Origin of the sequence: Massilia sp. Bi118, assembly GCF_918697865.1 — a bacterium.
GTDB lineage: Bacteria > Pseudomonadota > Gammaproteobacteria > Burkholderiales > Burkholderiaceae_D > Telluria.
This window is the reverse complement of the sequence record NZ_CAKKMV010000002.1, coordinates 399,355-414,065: the sequence shown is the minus strand read 5'-3', so window position 1 is coordinate 414,065 and position 14,711 is coordinate 399,355. Positions and strand designations below refer to the sequence as shown.

The 14,711-nt window shown below is 65.9% G+C and carries 17 protein-coding genes and 2 tRNA genes; 8 read left to right on the top strand and 11 right to left on the bottom strand.

Going from position 1 to position 14,711, the window contains the following annotated elements; genetic code table 11:
• Positions 1–25 precede the first annotated feature (25 nt).
• Genes LQV39_RS04510 through LQV39_RS04495 form a run of 4 tightly spaced genes read right to left on the bottom strand, consistent with a single transcriptional unit; the run spans position 26 to position 3,886 of the window.
• Positions 26–1,357, bottom strand: a complete 1,332-nt coding sequence (locus tag LQV39_RS04510; protein ID WP_230020545.1) for a hypothetical protein — start codon at positions 1,355–1,357, stop codon at positions 26–28.
• On the bottom strand, positions 1,354–2,811 hold the full coding sequence (locus tag LQV39_RS04505; protein WP_230020544.1) for a hypothetical protein: 1,458 nt from the start codon (positions 2,809–2,811) through the stop codon (positions 1,354–1,356). The genes LQV39_RS04510 and LQV39_RS04505 overlap by 4 nt, the downstream gene beginning before the upstream one ends.
• Positions 2,812–3,237, bottom strand: coding sequence for a biopolymer transporter ExbD (locus tag LQV39_RS04500; RefSeq protein ID WP_230020543.1), 426 nt, complete (start codon positions 3,235–3,237; stop codon positions 2,812–2,814). It lies immediately after the preceding gene.
• Positions 3,227–3,886, bottom strand: coding sequence for a MotA/TolQ/ExbB proton channel family protein (locus tag LQV39_RS04495; protein ID WP_230020542.1), 660 nt, complete (start codon positions 3,884–3,886; stop codon positions 3,227–3,229). The genes LQV39_RS04500 and LQV39_RS04495 overlap by 11 nt, the downstream gene beginning before the upstream one ends.
• 218 nt (positions 3,887–4,104) lie before the next feature.
• Between LQV39_RS04495 and LQV39_RS04490 the strand changes: the two genes are divergently transcribed.
• Together LQV39_RS04490 and LQV39_RS04485 are read left to right on the top strand one after the other, a co-directional pair.
• Positions 4,105–4,629: a hypothetical protein gene (locus LQV39_RS04490; RefSeq protein WP_230020541.1), complete on the top strand. Its 525-nt coding sequence runs from the start codon at positions 4,105–4,107 to the stop codon at positions 4,627–4,629.
• A 10-nt stretch (positions 4,630–4,639) separates the two neighbouring features.
• A complete protein-coding gene (locus LQV39_RS04485; protein ID WP_230020540.1) occupies positions 4,640–5,128 on the top strand; it encodes a hypothetical protein in 489 nt (162 codons plus the stop codon).
• A gap of 18 nt (positions 5,129–5,146) precedes the next feature.
• On the opposite strand, the gene proB is transcribed toward LQV39_RS04485, so the two are convergent.
• The 5 genes from proB to rplU all read right to left on the bottom strand — a co-directional run bounded on the left by proB (position 5,147) and on the right by rplU (position 8,601).
• Positions 5,147–6,274, bottom strand: coding sequence for a glutamate 5-kinase (gene proB / locus LQV39_RS04480; protein WP_230020539.1), 1,128 nt, complete (start codon positions 6,272–6,274; stop codon positions 5,147–5,149).
• Entirely contained in the window at positions 6,271–6,693 is a 423-nt protein-coding gene (locus LQV39_RS04475; protein ID WP_230020538.1) for a hypothetical protein, read from the bottom strand. The genes proB and LQV39_RS04475 overlap by 4 nt, the downstream gene beginning before the upstream one ends.
• Position 6,694: 1 nt before the next feature.
• Positions 6,695–7,807 (bottom strand): Obg family GTPase CgtA, encoded by a 1,113-nt coding sequence (gene cgtA, locus LQV39_RS04470; RefSeq protein WP_230020537.1) that lies wholly within the window; start codon positions 7,805–7,807, stop codon positions 6,695–6,697.
• 171 nt (positions 7,808–7,978) lie between these two features.
• Positions 7,979–8,251: a 50S ribosomal protein L27 gene (gene rpmA / locus LQV39_RS04465; RefSeq protein WP_230020536.1), complete on the bottom strand. Its 273-nt coding sequence runs from the start codon at positions 8,249–8,251 to the stop codon at positions 7,979–7,981.
• 38 nt (positions 8,252–8,289) lie between these two features.
• Complete coding sequence (gene rplU, locus LQV39_RS04460; RefSeq protein ID WP_230020535.1) at positions 8,290–8,601, bottom strand: 50S ribosomal protein L21; 312 nt, start codon at positions 8,599–8,601, stop codon at positions 8,290–8,292.
• Positions 8,602–8,811: 210 nt separating this feature from the next.
• On the opposite strand from rplU, the gene ispB reads away from it, so the two are divergent.
• The 5 genes from ispB (at position 8,812) to LQV39_RS04435 (ending at position 11,813) form a co-directional block, all read left to right on the top strand.
• Positions 8,812–9,801: an octaprenyl diphosphate synthase gene (gene ispB / locus LQV39_RS04455; RefSeq protein ID WP_290368549.1), complete on the top strand. Its 990-nt coding sequence runs from the start codon at positions 8,812–8,814 to the stop codon at positions 9,799–9,801.
• A 51-nt stretch (positions 9,802–9,852) separates the two neighbouring features.
• Positions 9,853–9,929, top strand: a tRNA-Pro gene (locus LQV39_RS04450).
• A 34-nt stretch (positions 9,930–9,963) separates the two neighbouring features.
• Positions 9,964–10,040 (top strand) — tRNA-Pro (locus LQV39_RS04445).
• A 112-nt stretch (positions 10,041–10,152) separates the two neighbouring features.
• Complete coding sequence (locus LQV39_RS04440; RefSeq protein WP_230020534.1) at positions 10,153–11,112, top strand: TerC family protein; 960 nt, start codon at positions 10,153–10,155, stop codon at positions 11,110–11,112.
• A 56-nt stretch (positions 11,113–11,168) separates the two neighbouring features.
• On the top strand, positions 11,169–11,813 hold the full coding sequence (locus LQV39_RS04435) for a glutathione S-transferase family protein (protein ID WP_230020533.1): 645 nt from the start codon (positions 11,169–11,171) through the stop codon (positions 11,811–11,813).
• Here the strand turns inward: LQV39_RS04435 and LQV39_RS04430 are convergent, their stop codons facing one another.
• On the bottom strand, positions 11,814–13,013 hold the full coding sequence (locus LQV39_RS04430) for an MFS transporter (protein WP_230020532.1): 1,200 nt from the start codon (positions 13,011–13,013) through the stop codon (positions 11,814–11,816). It lies immediately after the preceding gene.
• 95 nt (positions 13,014–13,108) lie between these two features.
• Here LQV39_RS04430 and LQV39_RS04425 point away from each other — a divergent pair, with 95 nt between their 5' ends.
• Complete coding sequence (locus LQV39_RS04425; protein WP_230020531.1) at positions 13,109–14,053, top strand: LysR family transcriptional regulator; 945 nt, start codon at positions 13,109–13,111, stop codon at positions 14,051–14,053.
• A 6-nt stretch (positions 14,054–14,059) separates the two neighbouring features.
• On the opposite strand, the gene LQV39_RS04420 is transcribed toward LQV39_RS04425, so the two are convergent.
• Positions 14,060–14,692: a head GIN domain-containing protein gene (locus LQV39_RS04420; protein ID WP_230020530.1), complete on the bottom strand. Its 633-nt coding sequence runs from the start codon at positions 14,690–14,692 to the stop codon at positions 14,060–14,062.
• Positions 14,693–14,711 lie beyond the last annotated feature (19 nt).

Here is a 14,711-nt window from a genome sequence, read left to right as displayed (position 1 = left end):
TTCGGGTTCGGGGGTTTCATTCTAATCACTTCGTCAGCACCAGCGAAAAAAACAGGGAGCCCAATCCGTTCGACAGCTTGAAGAACAGCTTGTTGCGGCCCTGCCTCAAGTGCACGACACGCTTGCCTTCGCTGAAGTTGTAATCGCGGCCATGGGGATTGTCCGTGGCCTTGACCTCGCTGTAGAACGGCCCCTTGGCCACATTCCTGCCGCGCCAGACCAGCCTGTCGTTGAGCCACAGCTGCGCGTCGTCGTTGGCGCCGACCCAGATCGTCAGGTCCTGTTCCTTGTCGACCATCAGCTCGGTATAGCCGTAATACACGGCCTCTTCGGCGGGCTGGGGCGGAACCAGGGGATAGTTTGACGAGTCGACGTATTCCCACTTGAGCAGGCGGCCGTCCTTGCCGCGATAGGCGGCATCCAGTACCACGGCCTGCTCGGGCGGATCGGGCAAAAGCCACGCCTCGCCGTGCTTGCGCTCGAAGGGGCCGATCAGGTACCAGCGATTGACGTAGACGCGGTCGGCATAAGGCCCGCCGGGTGCGATGATGCGCCCCGTGCCCTTGACCCTGGCGCCGGCGGGGACCTCCGGAATGCGCACGATGGTTCGATCGACGTCGTCGTGATTGCCCGCCACGATATTGCCTTCAATGCCACGGCCCGCCCGGTCGGCATTCATGAATGTATCGATCGTCCGGAACACCGACGACATGGACAGGCCGCCGGGGCTTCCCGTGCCCGGCGAGCTGCCGCCAACTTGCGCGCCTGGCCCGCCCTGCCGCGCAGCGTTGCCGCTGCGTAATTCGCCTGCCGCCATGCGCGTGCCGTCCTGCTGTTGCTCCCGTTGCAGGCCACGCCGGGCCAGAGCGTCGCGTGCCTTTGCCTCGAGCTGCTCGATCTTCGCTGCGGCATCGGCCGGCTTGCCGGGCTCGGCGGCGGCCGGCTCTTCCGGCTTGCGCGTCTGCGCGACCTTTTCCAGCGCTTTTTGCCTCGGGATGTGGAGCAGCTTCGCCAGTTGTGCGGCGCGCTCGTCACGCTCGATCTCGTCGATCTTGCGCGACAGCTCCCTGGCTTCCTTGAGCAGTTCTTCCGGCGTCCTGGGCCGCGCGCTGAACTGCACCTCGTCGTCCTTGTCAGCTGCCCCCGATTCGAGGTGCGACTTGATCCGCGCCATGTCACGCACGCGCTTCTCCAGGCGCGCCCGTTCCATCAGCTGCTTGCCGGCGTCGACCAATGACTGTTCCCGGCTGCGCTGGATGCGCTGCTGGTCGGGTTCGACGCGATAAAGCACACCGAGCAGCGCTGCATGCGCCACAAGCGACAACAGCAGGAATGGGTATCGGCGGAGCTGGATCACTTTGACAGCACCACCGAATAAAACATCAGGTCCACGCCGTTGTACAACTTGAGCAGGATGCTGTTGCGTCCCTTGTTGAAGTGCAGCCGGCGCTGGCCTTCGTTTAGGTTCAGGGTTTGCACCTCGGGCAGCGTCATGAAAGGCTGGCGGTACCAGGGCTTGTCGACGTTATCGCCGCTGAGCCAGACCAGGCGGTCGTTGAGCCACATCTTGGTGTCGTCGTCGCCGCCGATCCACAGCCACAGGTCCATGTCGCGGTCGACCTCGACCTCGGTCCAGGCGTAATACACGGCGTTCTCGGCGCGCGGCAGCGGGATCGATGGGTAGTGCGCGTTCTGCTGGAAGGTCCAGCGCACCGGCAGGTCGTTCTTGCCGTAATAGACCGCGTCGAGGTCGACGCCGCGCTCGGGTGGATAGACCGCGTTCTGGCTGTCGTGGCCGGCGCCTTCGAAGGGACCGATCACATACCAGGTATCGAGGAAGATGCGGTTGGCGTAGGCGCCGCCGGCGCCGATCGTGCGGCCGCGGCCGGTGCGCATGCTTGCGGCGTCGACCGGCGGCGCTTCCAGGAACGCGCCGAAGCTGCGGGAGTCGCTGAAGGCATTGCTCGACATGTCGATGCTGCTGCCAGTGATCGCGCCGGGCGCTCCCAGCGCCAGGCCGCTGGCCAGGGCCTCGACCCTGCTGTCGCGCCTGGCCGGGTTCTGCGCGATGCCGCTCCCGCCTGGCCGTCCACCCTGGCCGCCCTGGCCGCTCGTCTGGCCCTTGCCTTGTCCCTGCCCACCCTGGCCGGCCGACTTGCCGCTGCCCGGTCCCTGGCCGGCTTTGCCCCCTTGCGGCCGGCCTGGCTTCAGCTCGCCGGCCTCCGGCTTGATGGCGACGCCCTGCTGCTCCGCCAGCACTTGCGCGCGGCGCTGCACCAGGGCGGCCCTGGCCTGTTGCGCCAACTGGGCTACCTGGACTTCCGGCGATGCGTGCTTCGGTGGCGCGGGCCTGGGTTTGCGCGCCTCGTCGCGCTGCACGCGCTTGAGGGCCTCGGCCTCGGGGATGCGCAACACGCGCGCCAACTCGGTGGCGCGGATCTTCTGCTGCACCTGTTCGATCTGCCGGGCCAGTTCACGCGCCCGCGCGGCGGGGTCTGGCGACCTGGCGGCGTCCTTGCCGCCCTTGCCCTCGCTGCCGGCTTCGCCCGCGCTTTCCGCCAGCGCATCGCGGATCTCCTCCATCGTGCGCAGCTCGCGCCGCATCTGGCGCTGCCCGGTATGCTGCAGCGACTGCGCGACCTGCGCGCGCAAGCCGTCGTCGCGCTTGACGGCGACGTGCACCGGGCCGGCCGTGTACAGGCCGGCCGCCAGCACGCCGTGCGCCGCCAGCGATGCGATCAGCCAGGGATGGCGGCGCCACGGCTCGGCCATGCTCGAGCCGTCCAGCCGGAAAGTCGCGTCAGCATTCATTTACTGCCGGCGCGCGCGCATCGCGATATTGGTCAGGCCTTCGAACTGGCACAGGTCGAGCACATGGACGATGGACTGGTAAGAAGCGTTGCCATCGCCCTCGATACGCACCGGCCGGCCCGGATGCGCACGGGCCTCGCCCGACAGGCGTTCGTGCAGGGCCTCGATCGACAGCTTGTCGTCGCCGATCGCCACCTGGCCCGCGCGGTCGACACGGATCACCAGCGGATCGGGCGCGGCATCAAGCAGGTCGAGCGTGGCGGAAGAGCGCGGCAGCGTGATCGGGATGGCCTTGTCCTTCTGCTGCGTCTCCTTCTGCTTGAACGAGGTCGCGACCATGAAGAACATCAGCAGGAAGAAGATGCAGTCGATCAGCGCGATCAGGCCGATCTCGGGCTGTTCGTCGTCGCCGAGCTCAATACGCATGGCTGCGCTCCTGCTCATGTTTCCGCGCGTGTTCACGCGACCGGCTTTCGTCCAGCAGCCGTCCCAGCTGGCGCTCCAGCGTGATGCCGATGTTGACCATGCGGTTGCGGAAGAAGTGGTGCATGGCCAGCGAGGGCAGCGCCACCGACAGGCCGGCCGCCGTGTTCACCAGCGCCTTCGAGATGCCGCCCGCCAGCAGGGTCGGATCGCCCATGCCGTTGAAGGCGATCACGTGGAAGGCTTCGATCATGCCGACCACGGTGCCCAGCAGGCCGACGATGGGCGCGATGGTGGCGACCACGTTCAGTGCATAGGCCTTCTGCTGCTGCAGGCGCAGCTCCGTCGATGCGATCTCGGCCGCGCGCGCCGACAGGGTCTCGATGGGCAGGCGCGGATGGCCGGCCAGGAATTCCAGCACGCGCGCCAGGCTGCTGCGGTCTTCCCCGGCGCGCGCGGCGAGGGCTTGGTAATCGCCGGCCCGCCACAGGCCGAGCGCCTCGTCGGCAAGGGCCTGGGGCGCCACCCTGCTCGTCCGGAAGTTGGCCAGGCGCTCGAAGGACACGGCAAGCGCCAGCACCGACAGTGCGCCGATCACGACGACGCCCGTGCCGCCCTCCATCAGCTGGGAGGCAAGGTTGAGTTCCTGCATGACGGTCCTTTCGATGAATGTTCGTGATTTCCAGTTAATGTAGCACGAATCATCACATCATGCGCAACTGTGATTTCCATTTGCTAGCAATTTAATTGCACGCAGAACGCAGACATGAACACCAAAGGCTGCCGGACGTGCAACAATCCGCGCACATTCGGCACATCGAAACTGTTAGTCTTGTCGCATGTTTTCCATGAGTGAAGTGAATGATGACCATGAACGATTTATCCCGCTCCGCCCTGCTGCTTGCCTGCCTGAGCCTGGCCTGCCCCTGGAGCAAGGCGGATCCCGGGCAAGACGCCGCCCGTAACATCGAAAACGCCCGCCGCGACGCCGAAACCGTACAACGTACGCTGGCCAAGCTGTCCCCCGCGTGCATCGTCGGGACCGCCGCACAGGTGCGGGGTAAATGGCTGGTTGCGCCCAAGGCTGCTCCCGAGCCTGGCCAGCCTTACACGATGGTCCAGCAGTTCGATTCGGCGGCCATGACCGGCGCCGTGCGCGCGGGCCTCAACCGCGCTGCGGTGCGTGCCCTCGACAAGGTCGAGATCCGCGATGCGCAGGGCAAGTGGACGGACGCCGGGCCGGTGACCGTGCACGAGACGCCGCGCGGCTGCGACTACGTGTGGCTGCAGCAGGACCTGGGCGGCCTGCGGCAGGTCGGGGCGCTGCGCTATACCTTCCGCCGCAGCGACGATCCGGTGACCCTGGCCAACGGCGCCGTATTCCAATCCAATTGACGAGAACACCATGCCCGCATCGACCCTGAACCGCCTGCACGCCGCCTTCACGCTGGCGCTGATCAGTCTCTCCTGCACCGCCGCGGCACAGGACACTCCCGGCGGCATCAGCTACGGCAGCGCGCCCGTGCTGGACTGCAGGGAGGTCAGCAAGATTGCGGCGCGGGGCAACTGGGCGGAAGCGAACGGCGTCGGCACCGAATTCGGCGCAGTGCGCCGGGCCAATCTGCGCTTCAGCGATCCAATCGCTACCGACACCTTCCATGCGACGATGAACGGCGCCGGCGCGCGCGCACTGGCGCTGGTCGAGATCCAGGATACGAAGGGAGCGTGGCACAAGGCCTGGGAGGGCAAGATGCAGCCGCCGGCGCCCGGCTTCGAACAGACCTGTTTCGAGCAGAAGCTGCCGCAGAAGCAGGTGGTGCAGGGACTGCGCTTCACCTTCCGTTCAGCGCCGGGCCAGGTCGAGATCAACCACGCGGCGCTGCTGCGCCGCTGACGGCCGCCTGGAACCTGCTTAGAGCAGGACCAGGTTATCCCGGTGCACCAGCTCCGGGCCTTCGACGTAGCCGAGGATGGCTTCGATCTCGTTGGAAGAATGACGCATGATGCGCTTGACCTCGGACGCGGTGTAGTTGGTCAGGCCGCGCGCGATTTCGCGGCCGTCTTCCGCCACGCAGGACACCAGCGCGCCGCGCCCGAACTCGCCGCGCGTAGCCAGCACGCCGATCGGCAGCAGCGACTTACCCTCTTTCGCCAGTTTCTGCACGGCGCCGGCATCGAGCACCAGCTCGCCCGCCGTGTGCAGGTGGTCGACCATCCACTGGCGGCGCGCGGTCAGGCGCGCGGTCGGCGCCAGCAGCTGGGTGCCGATCGCTTCGCCGCCGGCCAGGCGCACCAGCACATTGTCTTCCCTGCCCCAGGCGATCACGGTATGCGCGCCCGAGCGTGCGGCGCGCTTGGCGGCCAGCACCTTGGTCAGCATGCCGCCGCTGCCGATATTGCTGCCGGCGCCGCCGGCCATGGCCTCGAGCGAGGTATCGCCGGCTTCGGCTTCGGCGATCAGACGCGCCGACGGATCCTTGCGCGGATCGGCCGAGTACAGGCCCTTCTGGTCGGTCAGGATCACCAGCGCATCGGCTTCGATCAGGTTCGCCACAAGGGCGCCGAGGGTGTCGTTGTCGCCGAACTTGATTTCATCGGTGACCACGGTGTCGTTCTCGTTGATGATGGGGACCACGCCCAGGCGCAGCAAAGTGGTCAGCGTCGAGCGCGCGTTCAGGTAGCGTTCGCGGTCGGCCAGGTCGGCGTGGGTCAGCAGCACCTGGGCGGTTTTCACGCCATGGGTGGCGAAGCTGGTTTCGTAGATCTGGGCCAGGCCCATCTGGCCGCAGGCAGCGCAGGCCTGCAGTTCGTGGATGTCGGTCGGACGGCTGGTGAAGCCGAGGCGCAGCATGCCTTCGGCGATCGCGCCGGAAGACACCAGCACGACTTCCTTGCCGAGCGTGCGCAGGGACGCGATCTGGGCGGCCCAGCGCGCGATGGCGGCGTGATCGAGGCCGCGGCCTTCATTGGTGACGAGCGAGGAGCCGACCTTGACGATGATGCGGCTGGATTGCTGGATGACGGAGGAGGCGGAGTTCATGATTCGGGCTGTGGCGAAAAGAGCGGTCCCCGCGGGCGAAGCAGCAGCAGCGCCAGGCCGGCCAGCAGTTCGATCCCGCTAACGACGAACAATAAACCCTGGGGCAGGCCGATCGCAAACGAAGCGACGATGCGGCCGAGCGGCTGCGCCAGGAGGAATAGTGCTGCGAGGTCGCCGAGGATGGGCTGGTCGCCCTGCCTGGCCGCCAACAGAGCCAGCCCCGCGGTGGCGAGGCGCACTCCGACATAGATGGCGTAGAACTGGCTGTAGCCGTTCACGCCGACGAGAAACAGTCCCATCGCGGCCGCCGTGCGGTCGGGATCCAGCATGGCCGACAGCGCGGCCAGCGAATTGACCGTGGCGATCGCCTGCAGCAGCTGGCTGCGCAGGCCTTGGCGGCGCGATGGGGATAGAGCCAAATCAGTCTTCGAGGATCTTGAAACGGGGGTCGTCCGGATCGATCGAGGAGATGCCGCGCGCTTCCTCGGTCATCTGCGTTTCTTCCGAGCGCTGCTCGGCATGGCGCTTCTCTTCCAGGTACTTGTAGATCGCGTGGACCAGGTCTTCGCAGCCTTCGCGGTTCAGCGCGGAGATCTCGAAGACCGGGCCCTTCCAGGCCATCTTCTTGACGAAGTCCTTGACGACTTTCTTGCGCTCGTCTTCCGGCACCACGTCCAGCTTGTTCAATACCAGCCAGCGCGGCTTGTTGAGCAGTTCCTCGTCGTACTTCTCGAGTTCCTTGACCAGGGCCTTGGCTTCCTTGACCGGATCGGTCTTGTCGTCCATCGGCGCGACGTCGACGATGTGCAGCAGCAGGCCGGTGCGGCTCAGGTGGCGCAGGAACTGGTGGCCCAGGCCGGCGCCTTCCGCCGCGCCTTCGATCAGGCCCGGGATGTCGGCGATCACGAAGCTCTTCTCGTGCGAGACGCGCACCACACCCAGGTTCGGATGCAGGGTCGTGAACGGATAGTCGGCGACCTTCGGACGCGCGTTCGAGATGGCCGTGACGAAGGTCGACTTGCCGGCGTTCGGCATGCCCAGCAGGCCGACGTCGGCCAGCACCTTCAGCTCCAGGCGCAGCGCGCGGCGCTCGCCTTCCTTGCCTTCGGTCTTCTGGCGCGGCGCGCGGTTGGTCGAGGTCTTGAAGTGGATGTTGCCCCAGCCGCCTTCGCCGCCGCGTGCCAGCAGTTCGGTCTGGCCGTGCTCGGTCAGGTCGGCAATGATCTCGCCATTGTTGTCATCGATGATGATGGTGCCGACCGGCATGCGCATGGTGACGTCTTCGGCGCCCTTGCCGTAGCAGTCGGAGCCGCGGCCCGGTTCGCCGTTCTTCGCCGTGTGCACCTTGGAGAAGCGGAAGTCGACCAGCGTGTTGATATTGCGGTCGGCCACGACCCAGATCGAGCCGCCGCGGCCGCCGTCGCCGCCGTCAGGGCCGCCGAAGGGGCGGAACTTCTCGCGGCGGAACGAGGCGCAGCCGTTGCCGCCGTCGCCGGCGATGACTTCGATTCTTGCTTCGTCGATAAACTTCATGATGGACCACCAAAACTGAGGGCTATGTCACTGTTAAATGTGCCACAAGATGGGCCCATGGATACGCACTTAACGGTGACAGCGCCGGAAATTAAAAAGGCCCTACCTATGGGCAGAGCCTATCGATTCGCGGAACCCGCCGAAGCAGGGTTCCGCTGCACTGCTTATGAATTAAGCAGCGACTGCTTCAGCAGCAACGACGGTCACGTACTGCTTCGAACCGACGCCTTGCTTGACGAACTTGACGTTGCCGTCGACCAGCGCGAACAGGGTGTGATCCTTGCCCATGCCGACGTTGGTGCCCGGACGCACGGTGGTGCCGCGCTGACGCACGATGATGCCGCCTGCGTTGATAGACTGGCCGCCGTAGACTTTCACGCCAAGGCGTTTGCTTTCTGAGTCACGGCCGTTGCGGGTAGTACCGCCGCCTTTTTTGTGTGCCATTTAGATGCTCCTTGATGACTGTTGAGGACGCGCGGCAATTAGCCGTTGATCGCAACCACTTGGATTTCGGTGTAGTTCTGGCGATGGCCCTGACGCTTCTGGTAGTGCTTACGACGACGCATCTTGAAGATACGCACTTTGTCGTGGCGACCCTGCGAAATAACAGTCACGCGAACCGAAGCACCTTCCACCAGCGGAGCACCAAACTTGATGCTCTCGCCCTCGCCTACTGCGAGAACCTGATCGATAGTGAGTTCGGAACCAATGTCTGCCGGTATCTGTTCGATTTTGAGTTTTTCGCCAGCGACAACTTTATACTGCTTGCCACCGGTTTTTATGACCGCGTACATGATTTGAAACCTCATTGTGTGTTTGAAGAAATTCCGACGAATCCGGCGGTACAGCATGCTCGGGATTCGGGGAACAGAGGATTATACATAAATTGGTGCAGGGCGTCAAAGCTATCCCTGCTCATGTGAAAAAGCGCGAGTTTTGCTTGCTTATCGTATAATCGCGCCACTTAACACATCCACATCGCTCTCAACGTAAGCAGGTCCGCCTTGTCCGCCGCCACCAACACCGCACAACAGAACCCCCTCACCCGAACGATCGCCACCGACATGGAGGCCGTCAACGGCGTGATCCGACAGCGGCTGCAATCGGACGTCGCGCTGGTGAACCAGATCGCCGAATACATCATCGGCGCCGGCGGCAAGCGGATCCGCCCGGTGCTGGTGCTGCTGCTGGCGAACGCCTACGGCTACAAGGGCGCCGGCCACCACGAACTGGCGGCCGTCGTCGAGTTCATCCACACCGCCACCCTGCTGCACGACGACGTGGTCGACGAATCCTCGATGCGCCGCGGCCGCCAGACCGCCAACGCGATGTTCGGCAACGCGGCCTCGGTGCTGGTCGGCGACTACCTGTACTCGCGCGCCTTCGAGATGATGACCAGCCTGGACAACATGCGCGTGATGGAAATCCTGTCGCGCGCCACCACCGTCATCGCCGAGGGCGAAGTCCTGCAGCTGCTGAACATGCACGATCCGGACGTCACCCAGGAAAGCTACCTGACCGTGATCCGCTCGAAGACCGCCAAGCTGTTCGAAGCCGCCGCCCAGCTCGGCGCGCTGGTGGCCGGCGCGAACGACGCCCAGATCGACGCCGCCGGCGAATACGGCCGCTCGCTGGGCACCGCGTTCCAGCTGATCGACGACGTGCTCGACTATGCCGGCGACGCCAGCGAGATCGGCAAGAACGTCGGCGACGACCTGCGCGAAGGCAAGCCCACCCTGCCCCTGATCTACGTGATGGAAAACGGCAGTCCCGAGCAGCGCGAACTGATCCGCAGCTGCATCGAACAGGGCGACGAGACCCATTTCGACGCCGTGCTGTCGGCCGTCACCACCAGCGGCGCGCTCGACTTTACGCGCCGCGAAGCCGAGGCGGCAGCCCGTCGCGCGGCCGGCGCCATCGCCGACCTGCCGGAGAGCGAATACAAGCAAAGCCTGCTCCAGCTGTGCAGCTTCGCAGTTGACAGGAACCACTGAGGCAACTATAGTAACGGCTTCCCGAGATTCGGCAACGAGTCTCAAACCAGTCGGGGTGTAGCTTAGCCCGGTAGAGCGCTACGTTCGGGACGTAGAGGCCGGAGGTTCGAATCCTCTCACCCCGACCATCTGTTTTTCTCCCTCAGCAGTACCAATACCAGTCGGGGTGTAGCTTAGCCCGGTAGAGCGCTACGTTCGGGACGTAGAGGCCGGAGGTTCGAATCCTCTCACCCCGACCACCTTCATTTCCTCACGTTTTCCTGTAATTTTCGTCTCGTTTTCGTCGATTGACGCGTCCGTCCGCGCGGCAGCATCATGTAAATACCTTTACTGATCCGCACGGAGCATGTCATGCCCCATTCGATCGGCACACCCGGCCTCTACGCATCTTTCACGGTGCTCGTCATCGTTCTGCTGGCCGTCGATTTCTTCATGCTCAAGAAGGAAGGCGCGCACACGGTCAGCACCGGCGAAGCCGCCGGCTGGTCGCTGGTGTGGGTCACGATCGCACTCAGCTTCGGCGCGCTGTTCTGGTGGTACCTCGACGGCACCATCGGCGAAGACGCCGCCCGCGCCAGGGCGCTCGAATACTTCACCGGCTACCTGATCGAGAAGTCGCTGGCGGTCGACAACGTCTTCGTCTGGATCACCCTGTTTCAGTACTTCGCGGTGCCGGCCGCGCTGCAGAAGCGCGTGCTGCTGTACGGCGTGCTGGGCGCGATCCTCATGCGCGCCGTCCTGATCTACCTTGGCGCCATCCTGCTGGCGCACTTCCACTGGATCCTCTACCTGTTCGGCCTCCTGCTGCTGGCGACGGGCGTGAAGATGCTGCTGTTCGCCGGCCACGAACCCGCTCTCGCGAAGAACCCCGTGCTGCGCTGGATGCGCGGCCACCTGCGCGTGTCCGAGCACTACCACGGCGAGCGCTTCTTCGTGGTGCTGGAGGGCCTGCGCCATGCGACGCCGCTGTTCCTGGTGCTGGTGCTGGTCGAGGTCACGGACCTGATCTTCGCGGTGGATTCGATCCCGGCCATCTTCGCCGTCACTGGCGATCCCTTCATCGTGTTCACCTCGAACATCTTCGCCATCCTCGGCCTGCGCGCGATGTACTTCCTGCTGGCCGACATGGCGCAGCGCTTCCACCTGCTGAAGTACGGGCTGGCCGGCATCCTCATCTTCATCGGCGCGAAGATGCTGCTGCTGGATGTCTACAAGATCCCGGTCGGCGTGGCGCTGGGGGTGGTGGGGCTGATCCTGGCGGTGGCGGTGGCGGCGAGCCTGCTCACTTCGAAGCCGGCGCGCAGGCCCTGATTGCCGGCTGGGCCATTCGCGGGTAGTCTCATGCCATCGACCAGGGAGGACCTTCCATGACCATCACCATCACCGCCTTCGAACGCTCGCCCGACGGCGGCAAGGGCCTGGCGCGCGACACGCGGGTACGCTGGGCGCTCGAGGAAGCCAGCCTGCCTTACGAAGTGCGCCTGGTGTCCTTCGGCGCGATGAAGGAAGCGCCGCACCTGGCGCTGCATCCCTTCGGCCAGATCCCGACCTATGAAGAAGGCGACCTTGTCCTGTTCGAGACCGGCGCCATCATCCTGCACATCGCCCAGAGCCATCCCGGCCTGCTGCAGCCTGACGCGAATGCCCGGGCGCGTGCCGTTGCATGGATGTTCGCCGCGGTGAATACGATGGAGCCGCCCATCCTCGATATCGTCGTGGCCAGGTTCTTCGAGGCCGACAAGCCCTGGGCCGCGGAGCGCCTGCCGCTGGTCCTGGACCGCGTGCGGGCCCGCTTCCGCCAGCTGTCGGCCCGCCTGGGCGAGGCCGCATGGCTGGACGGCGAATTCAGTGCGGGCGACCTGATGATGGTGCACGTGCTGCTCCGGGCAAGACCCTCGGGCATCCTGGACGAGTTCCCGAACCTGGCCGCCTATGTGGCGCGCGGCGAGGCGCGGCCGGCCTACCAGCGGGCCTTCGCCGCGCAACTGGCCGTCAACGCCCCTGCGGCCTGATTACTTCGCGTTCAAGCGCACCAGCAACGCGCAGCCCGAGGCGACGGTCGCCAGCAGCACCACGCCGGTCCAGCCCCAGCTTGCGAGGGCCTGGGCGCCGAGCAGGCCGCCCAGCGCCATGCCGATGAACATGCAGGTCATCAGGACCGCGTTCAGGCGGCTGCGCGCTTCCGGCGCGATGCCGAAGACGATGGTCTGGTGCGAGATCAGGCTGGATTGCACGCCCAGGTCGAAGCCGAGGGTGGCGAGAGCGAGCAGCGCCAGCTGGCCCTGCACCGCTAGCCACGGCATCAGCAGCATCGACGCAAAGGACACCGCGGCGACGCCGCAGGAAATACGCAGCACCCAGGCCGGGCCATGGCGGTCCGCCAGGCGGCCGGCGTAGGGCGCGGCCAGCGCACCGGCGGCGCCGGCCAGGCCGAAGGCGCCGGCGGCGGCCGAGCCCAGATGGAAAGGCGCTTCGTGCAGCATCACGGCGAGGGTCGACCAGAAGGCCGAGAAGCCGAGCGCCAGCAGGCCCTGGGCCAGCGCGGCCTGGCGCAGCTTCGGATACTCGACCCACAGGTGCAGCAGCGATTTCAGGAGCTGCGGATACGGCTGGCTGGTGGTCGGCGCAAAGCGCGGCAGGCCGCGCGACAGCACCACCGCCAGTACGGCGACGCTGGCGGCGGCCGCGACGAACACCGAGCGCCAGCCGAAGTTTTCGGCGACGAAGCCGCTCACCACCCGCGACAGCAGGATGCCCATCAACAGGCCGGTCATCACCGTGCCGACCGCCTTGCCGCGCTCATGGGCCGGCGCCAGCGTGGCCGCGGCGGGAACGATGTCCTGGGCCACGGTGGCGAACAGGCCGACCAGCAGGCTCGCCACCAGCAGCACGCCCAGGCCCGGCGCGAAGCCGGTCAGCAGCAGCGCCGCGCACAGGATCGCCGCCTTCAGCAGGATGATGTTGCGGCGGTCGAAGCGGTCGCCGAGAGGCGCGAGCAGAAGCAGGCCGAGCGCGTAGCCGAGCTGGGTGAGCGTCGGAATCCAGCCGATCTGGCGCGAGCTGGCGTGGAGGTCGCCGGCCAGCACGCCGAGGGTCGGCTGGCTGTAATAGAGCGCGGCGACCGTGAGGCCGGTGCCGCCGGCGAGCAGGAAGGTCAGCGATGTCGATAAATGGGGCTGGGCGGGTTTCACGCTTGTCGATGCGGTGTTCATGGCAGTGTTGGCTGGATTGACGATGATGCCATTATCTTTGCTACGCTCCACGTATGGTAGACGCGCGGAACGTCGAACTGTTATACGATGAGCGTATGAACCTCGACCTCAATGGCGTTGTTTCCACCGCCGACCGTATGATGCTTGTGGAGACTTTTGTGCGCATCGTCGATGCCGGCAGCCTGTCGGCGGCGGCGCGCCTGCTGGAGACGACGCAGCCGACCATCAGCCGGCGCCTGAAGACCCTGGAGAAATCGCTGGGCGTGCGCCTGCTGCAGCGCTCGACCCACGCGATGAAGCTGACCGACGACGGCATGCGCTGCTACACGCGCGCGAAGGAGCTGCTCGCCGGCTGGCAGGAATTCGAGAGCGAGATCCGCGGCGCCGGCGAGGAGCCGGTCGGGCTGCTGCGCGTGATCGCGCCGCACGCCTTCGGCCAGCAGCAGCTGGTGGCGCCGCTGGCCGAATACCTGGCGCGCTATCCGAAAATGGCGGTCGACTGGACCCTGCACGACCGCACCCCGGACTTCATCGCCGAGGGCATCGACTGCGCGCTGCGGGTCGGCGACATTCCCGATCCGTCGGTGGTGGCGATCCGCCTGGGCGAAGTGCCGCGCATCGTGGTCTGCGCGCCCGCCGTGCTGGCAGGCCGCGAGCCGCCCACGCATCCGGAGCAGCTGGCCGCCCTGCCGTGGATCGCGGTGTCGAGCTTCTACCGCAACGAGGTCGCGCTGACCCACCGCCAGAGCGGCGAGACGCTACGCTTTGCCATCCAGCCGCGCATGTACACCGACAACCTGTACGCGATGCGCAGCGCTGCCCTGCTGGGCGTGGGCGCGGCAATCGGCTCGTCCTGGGCCGTGCGCGAGGAGCTCGACGCCGGGCGCCTGGTGCAGCTGATGCCGGACTGGGAAGCGGCGCCGCTGCCCATCCAGCTGATCTATCCGCCGGCGCGCTTCTATCCTGCGCGGCTGCGGCGCTTCATCGACATCATGAAGGTGGCGGTGCCGCAGGCTTTCGGTATCCTGCCACCGCCTTGAAAAACCTTATTCGCCGGCGTCTACCGAGCCGATGCCGGAAGCCTTCTTGTTGACCGTGCGCGGCTTGCCGTAATAGGTCAGGCTGCCCATGCCCTGCACCACGGCGTCGAGCCGGTTCCTGGCGTAGACGCTGACGTCGCCGACGCCGCGGAAGCGGATGTCCACGTCGTTCGCGAGCAGGCGCTTGGCATCGACTTCGCCCACGCCTTCGGCCTTCATGCTGAAGGTCTTCACTTCGCCGTTGATATCCATCTTGCCCGCGCCCCGATAGGTGACGTCGAGGCGCTCGCCGCGGATGCGATTGAGGTTGATCTCGCCCGCGCCTTCGACCTCGAGCGCGCGCAGCGCCGGCATGCCGATGACGACCAGCGGGTCGCCCTTCCAGGACTTGTGGCTGTAATCCTTGTCACGCAGGCGCAGACGCAATTCGCCGTCCACCACTTCACTGGTCAGCTCCTTGATGAAGCGCGGGTCGCCGCGCACGGTCAGCGACTGCGCCTTGCCCGCATCCACGGTGACGCTGAAAGGACCCTGTACGCTGATCGCCGTGAAGGCCGGCGCGTTGCGGACCTGCTCGTCCGCGTGGGCGGCGCCGGCAAGGGAAAGGGTGGCGGCAAGGGCAAGGGTGATCGGGCGCATCGCAGTCTCTCGGTTGATT

Bases quoted from the DNA above. Each gene is read 5' to 3' on its own strand.
- rpmA (WP_230020536.1), bottom strand. From the start codon at position 8,251: ATGGCACACAAAAAAGGCGGCGGTACTACCCGCAACGGCCGTGACTCA.
- cgtA (WP_230020537.1), bottom strand. From the start codon at position 7,807: ATGAAGTTTATCGACGAAGCAAGAATCGAAGTCATCGCCGGCGACGGC.
- LQV39_RS04435 (WP_230020533.1), top strand. From the start codon at position 11,169: ATGACCATCACCATCACCGCCTTCGAACGCTCGCCCGACGGCGGCAAG.
- LQV39_RS04495 (WP_230020542.1), bottom strand. From the start codon at position 3,886: ATGCAGGAACTCAACCTTGCCTCCCAGCTGATGGAGGGCGGCACGGGC.
- LQV39_RS04505 (WP_230020544.1), bottom strand. From the start codon at position 2,811: ATGAATGCTGACGCGACTTTCCGGCTGGACGGCTCGAGCATGGCCGAG.
- proB (WP_230020539.1), bottom strand. From the start codon at position 6,274: ATGAACTCCGCCTCCTCCGTCATCCAGCAATCCAGCCGCATCATCGTC.
- LQV39_RS04490 (WP_230020541.1), top strand. From the start codon at position 4,105: ATGAACGATTTATCCCGCTCCGCCCTGCTGCTTGCCTGCCTGAGCCTG.
- LQV39_RS04440 (WP_230020534.1), top strand. From the start codon at position 10,153: ATGCCCCATTCGATCGGCACACCCGGCCTCTACGCATCTTTCACGGTG.
- LQV39_RS04500 (WP_230020543.1), bottom strand. From the start codon at position 3,237: ATGCGTATTGAGCTCGGCGACGACGAACAGCCCGAGATCGGCCTGATC.
- LQV39_RS04425 (WP_230020531.1), top strand. From the start codon at position 13,109: ATGAACCTCGACCTCAATGGCGTTGTTTCCACCGCCGACCGTATGATG.
- LQV39_RS04430 (WP_230020532.1), bottom strand. From the start codon at position 13,013: ATGAACACCGCATCGACAAGCGTGAAACCCGCCCAGCCCCATTTATCG.
- LQV39_RS04485 (WP_230020540.1), top strand. From the start codon at position 4,640: ATGCCCGCATCGACCCTGAACCGCCTGCACGCCGCCTTCACGCTGGCG.
- rplU (WP_230020535.1), bottom strand. From the start codon at position 8,601: ATGTACGCGGTCATAAAAACCGGTGGCAAGCAGTATAAAGTTGTCGCT.
- LQV39_RS04420 (WP_230020530.1), bottom strand. From the start codon at position 14,692: ATGCGCCCGATCACCCTTGCCCTTGCCGCCACCCTTTCCCTTGCCGGC.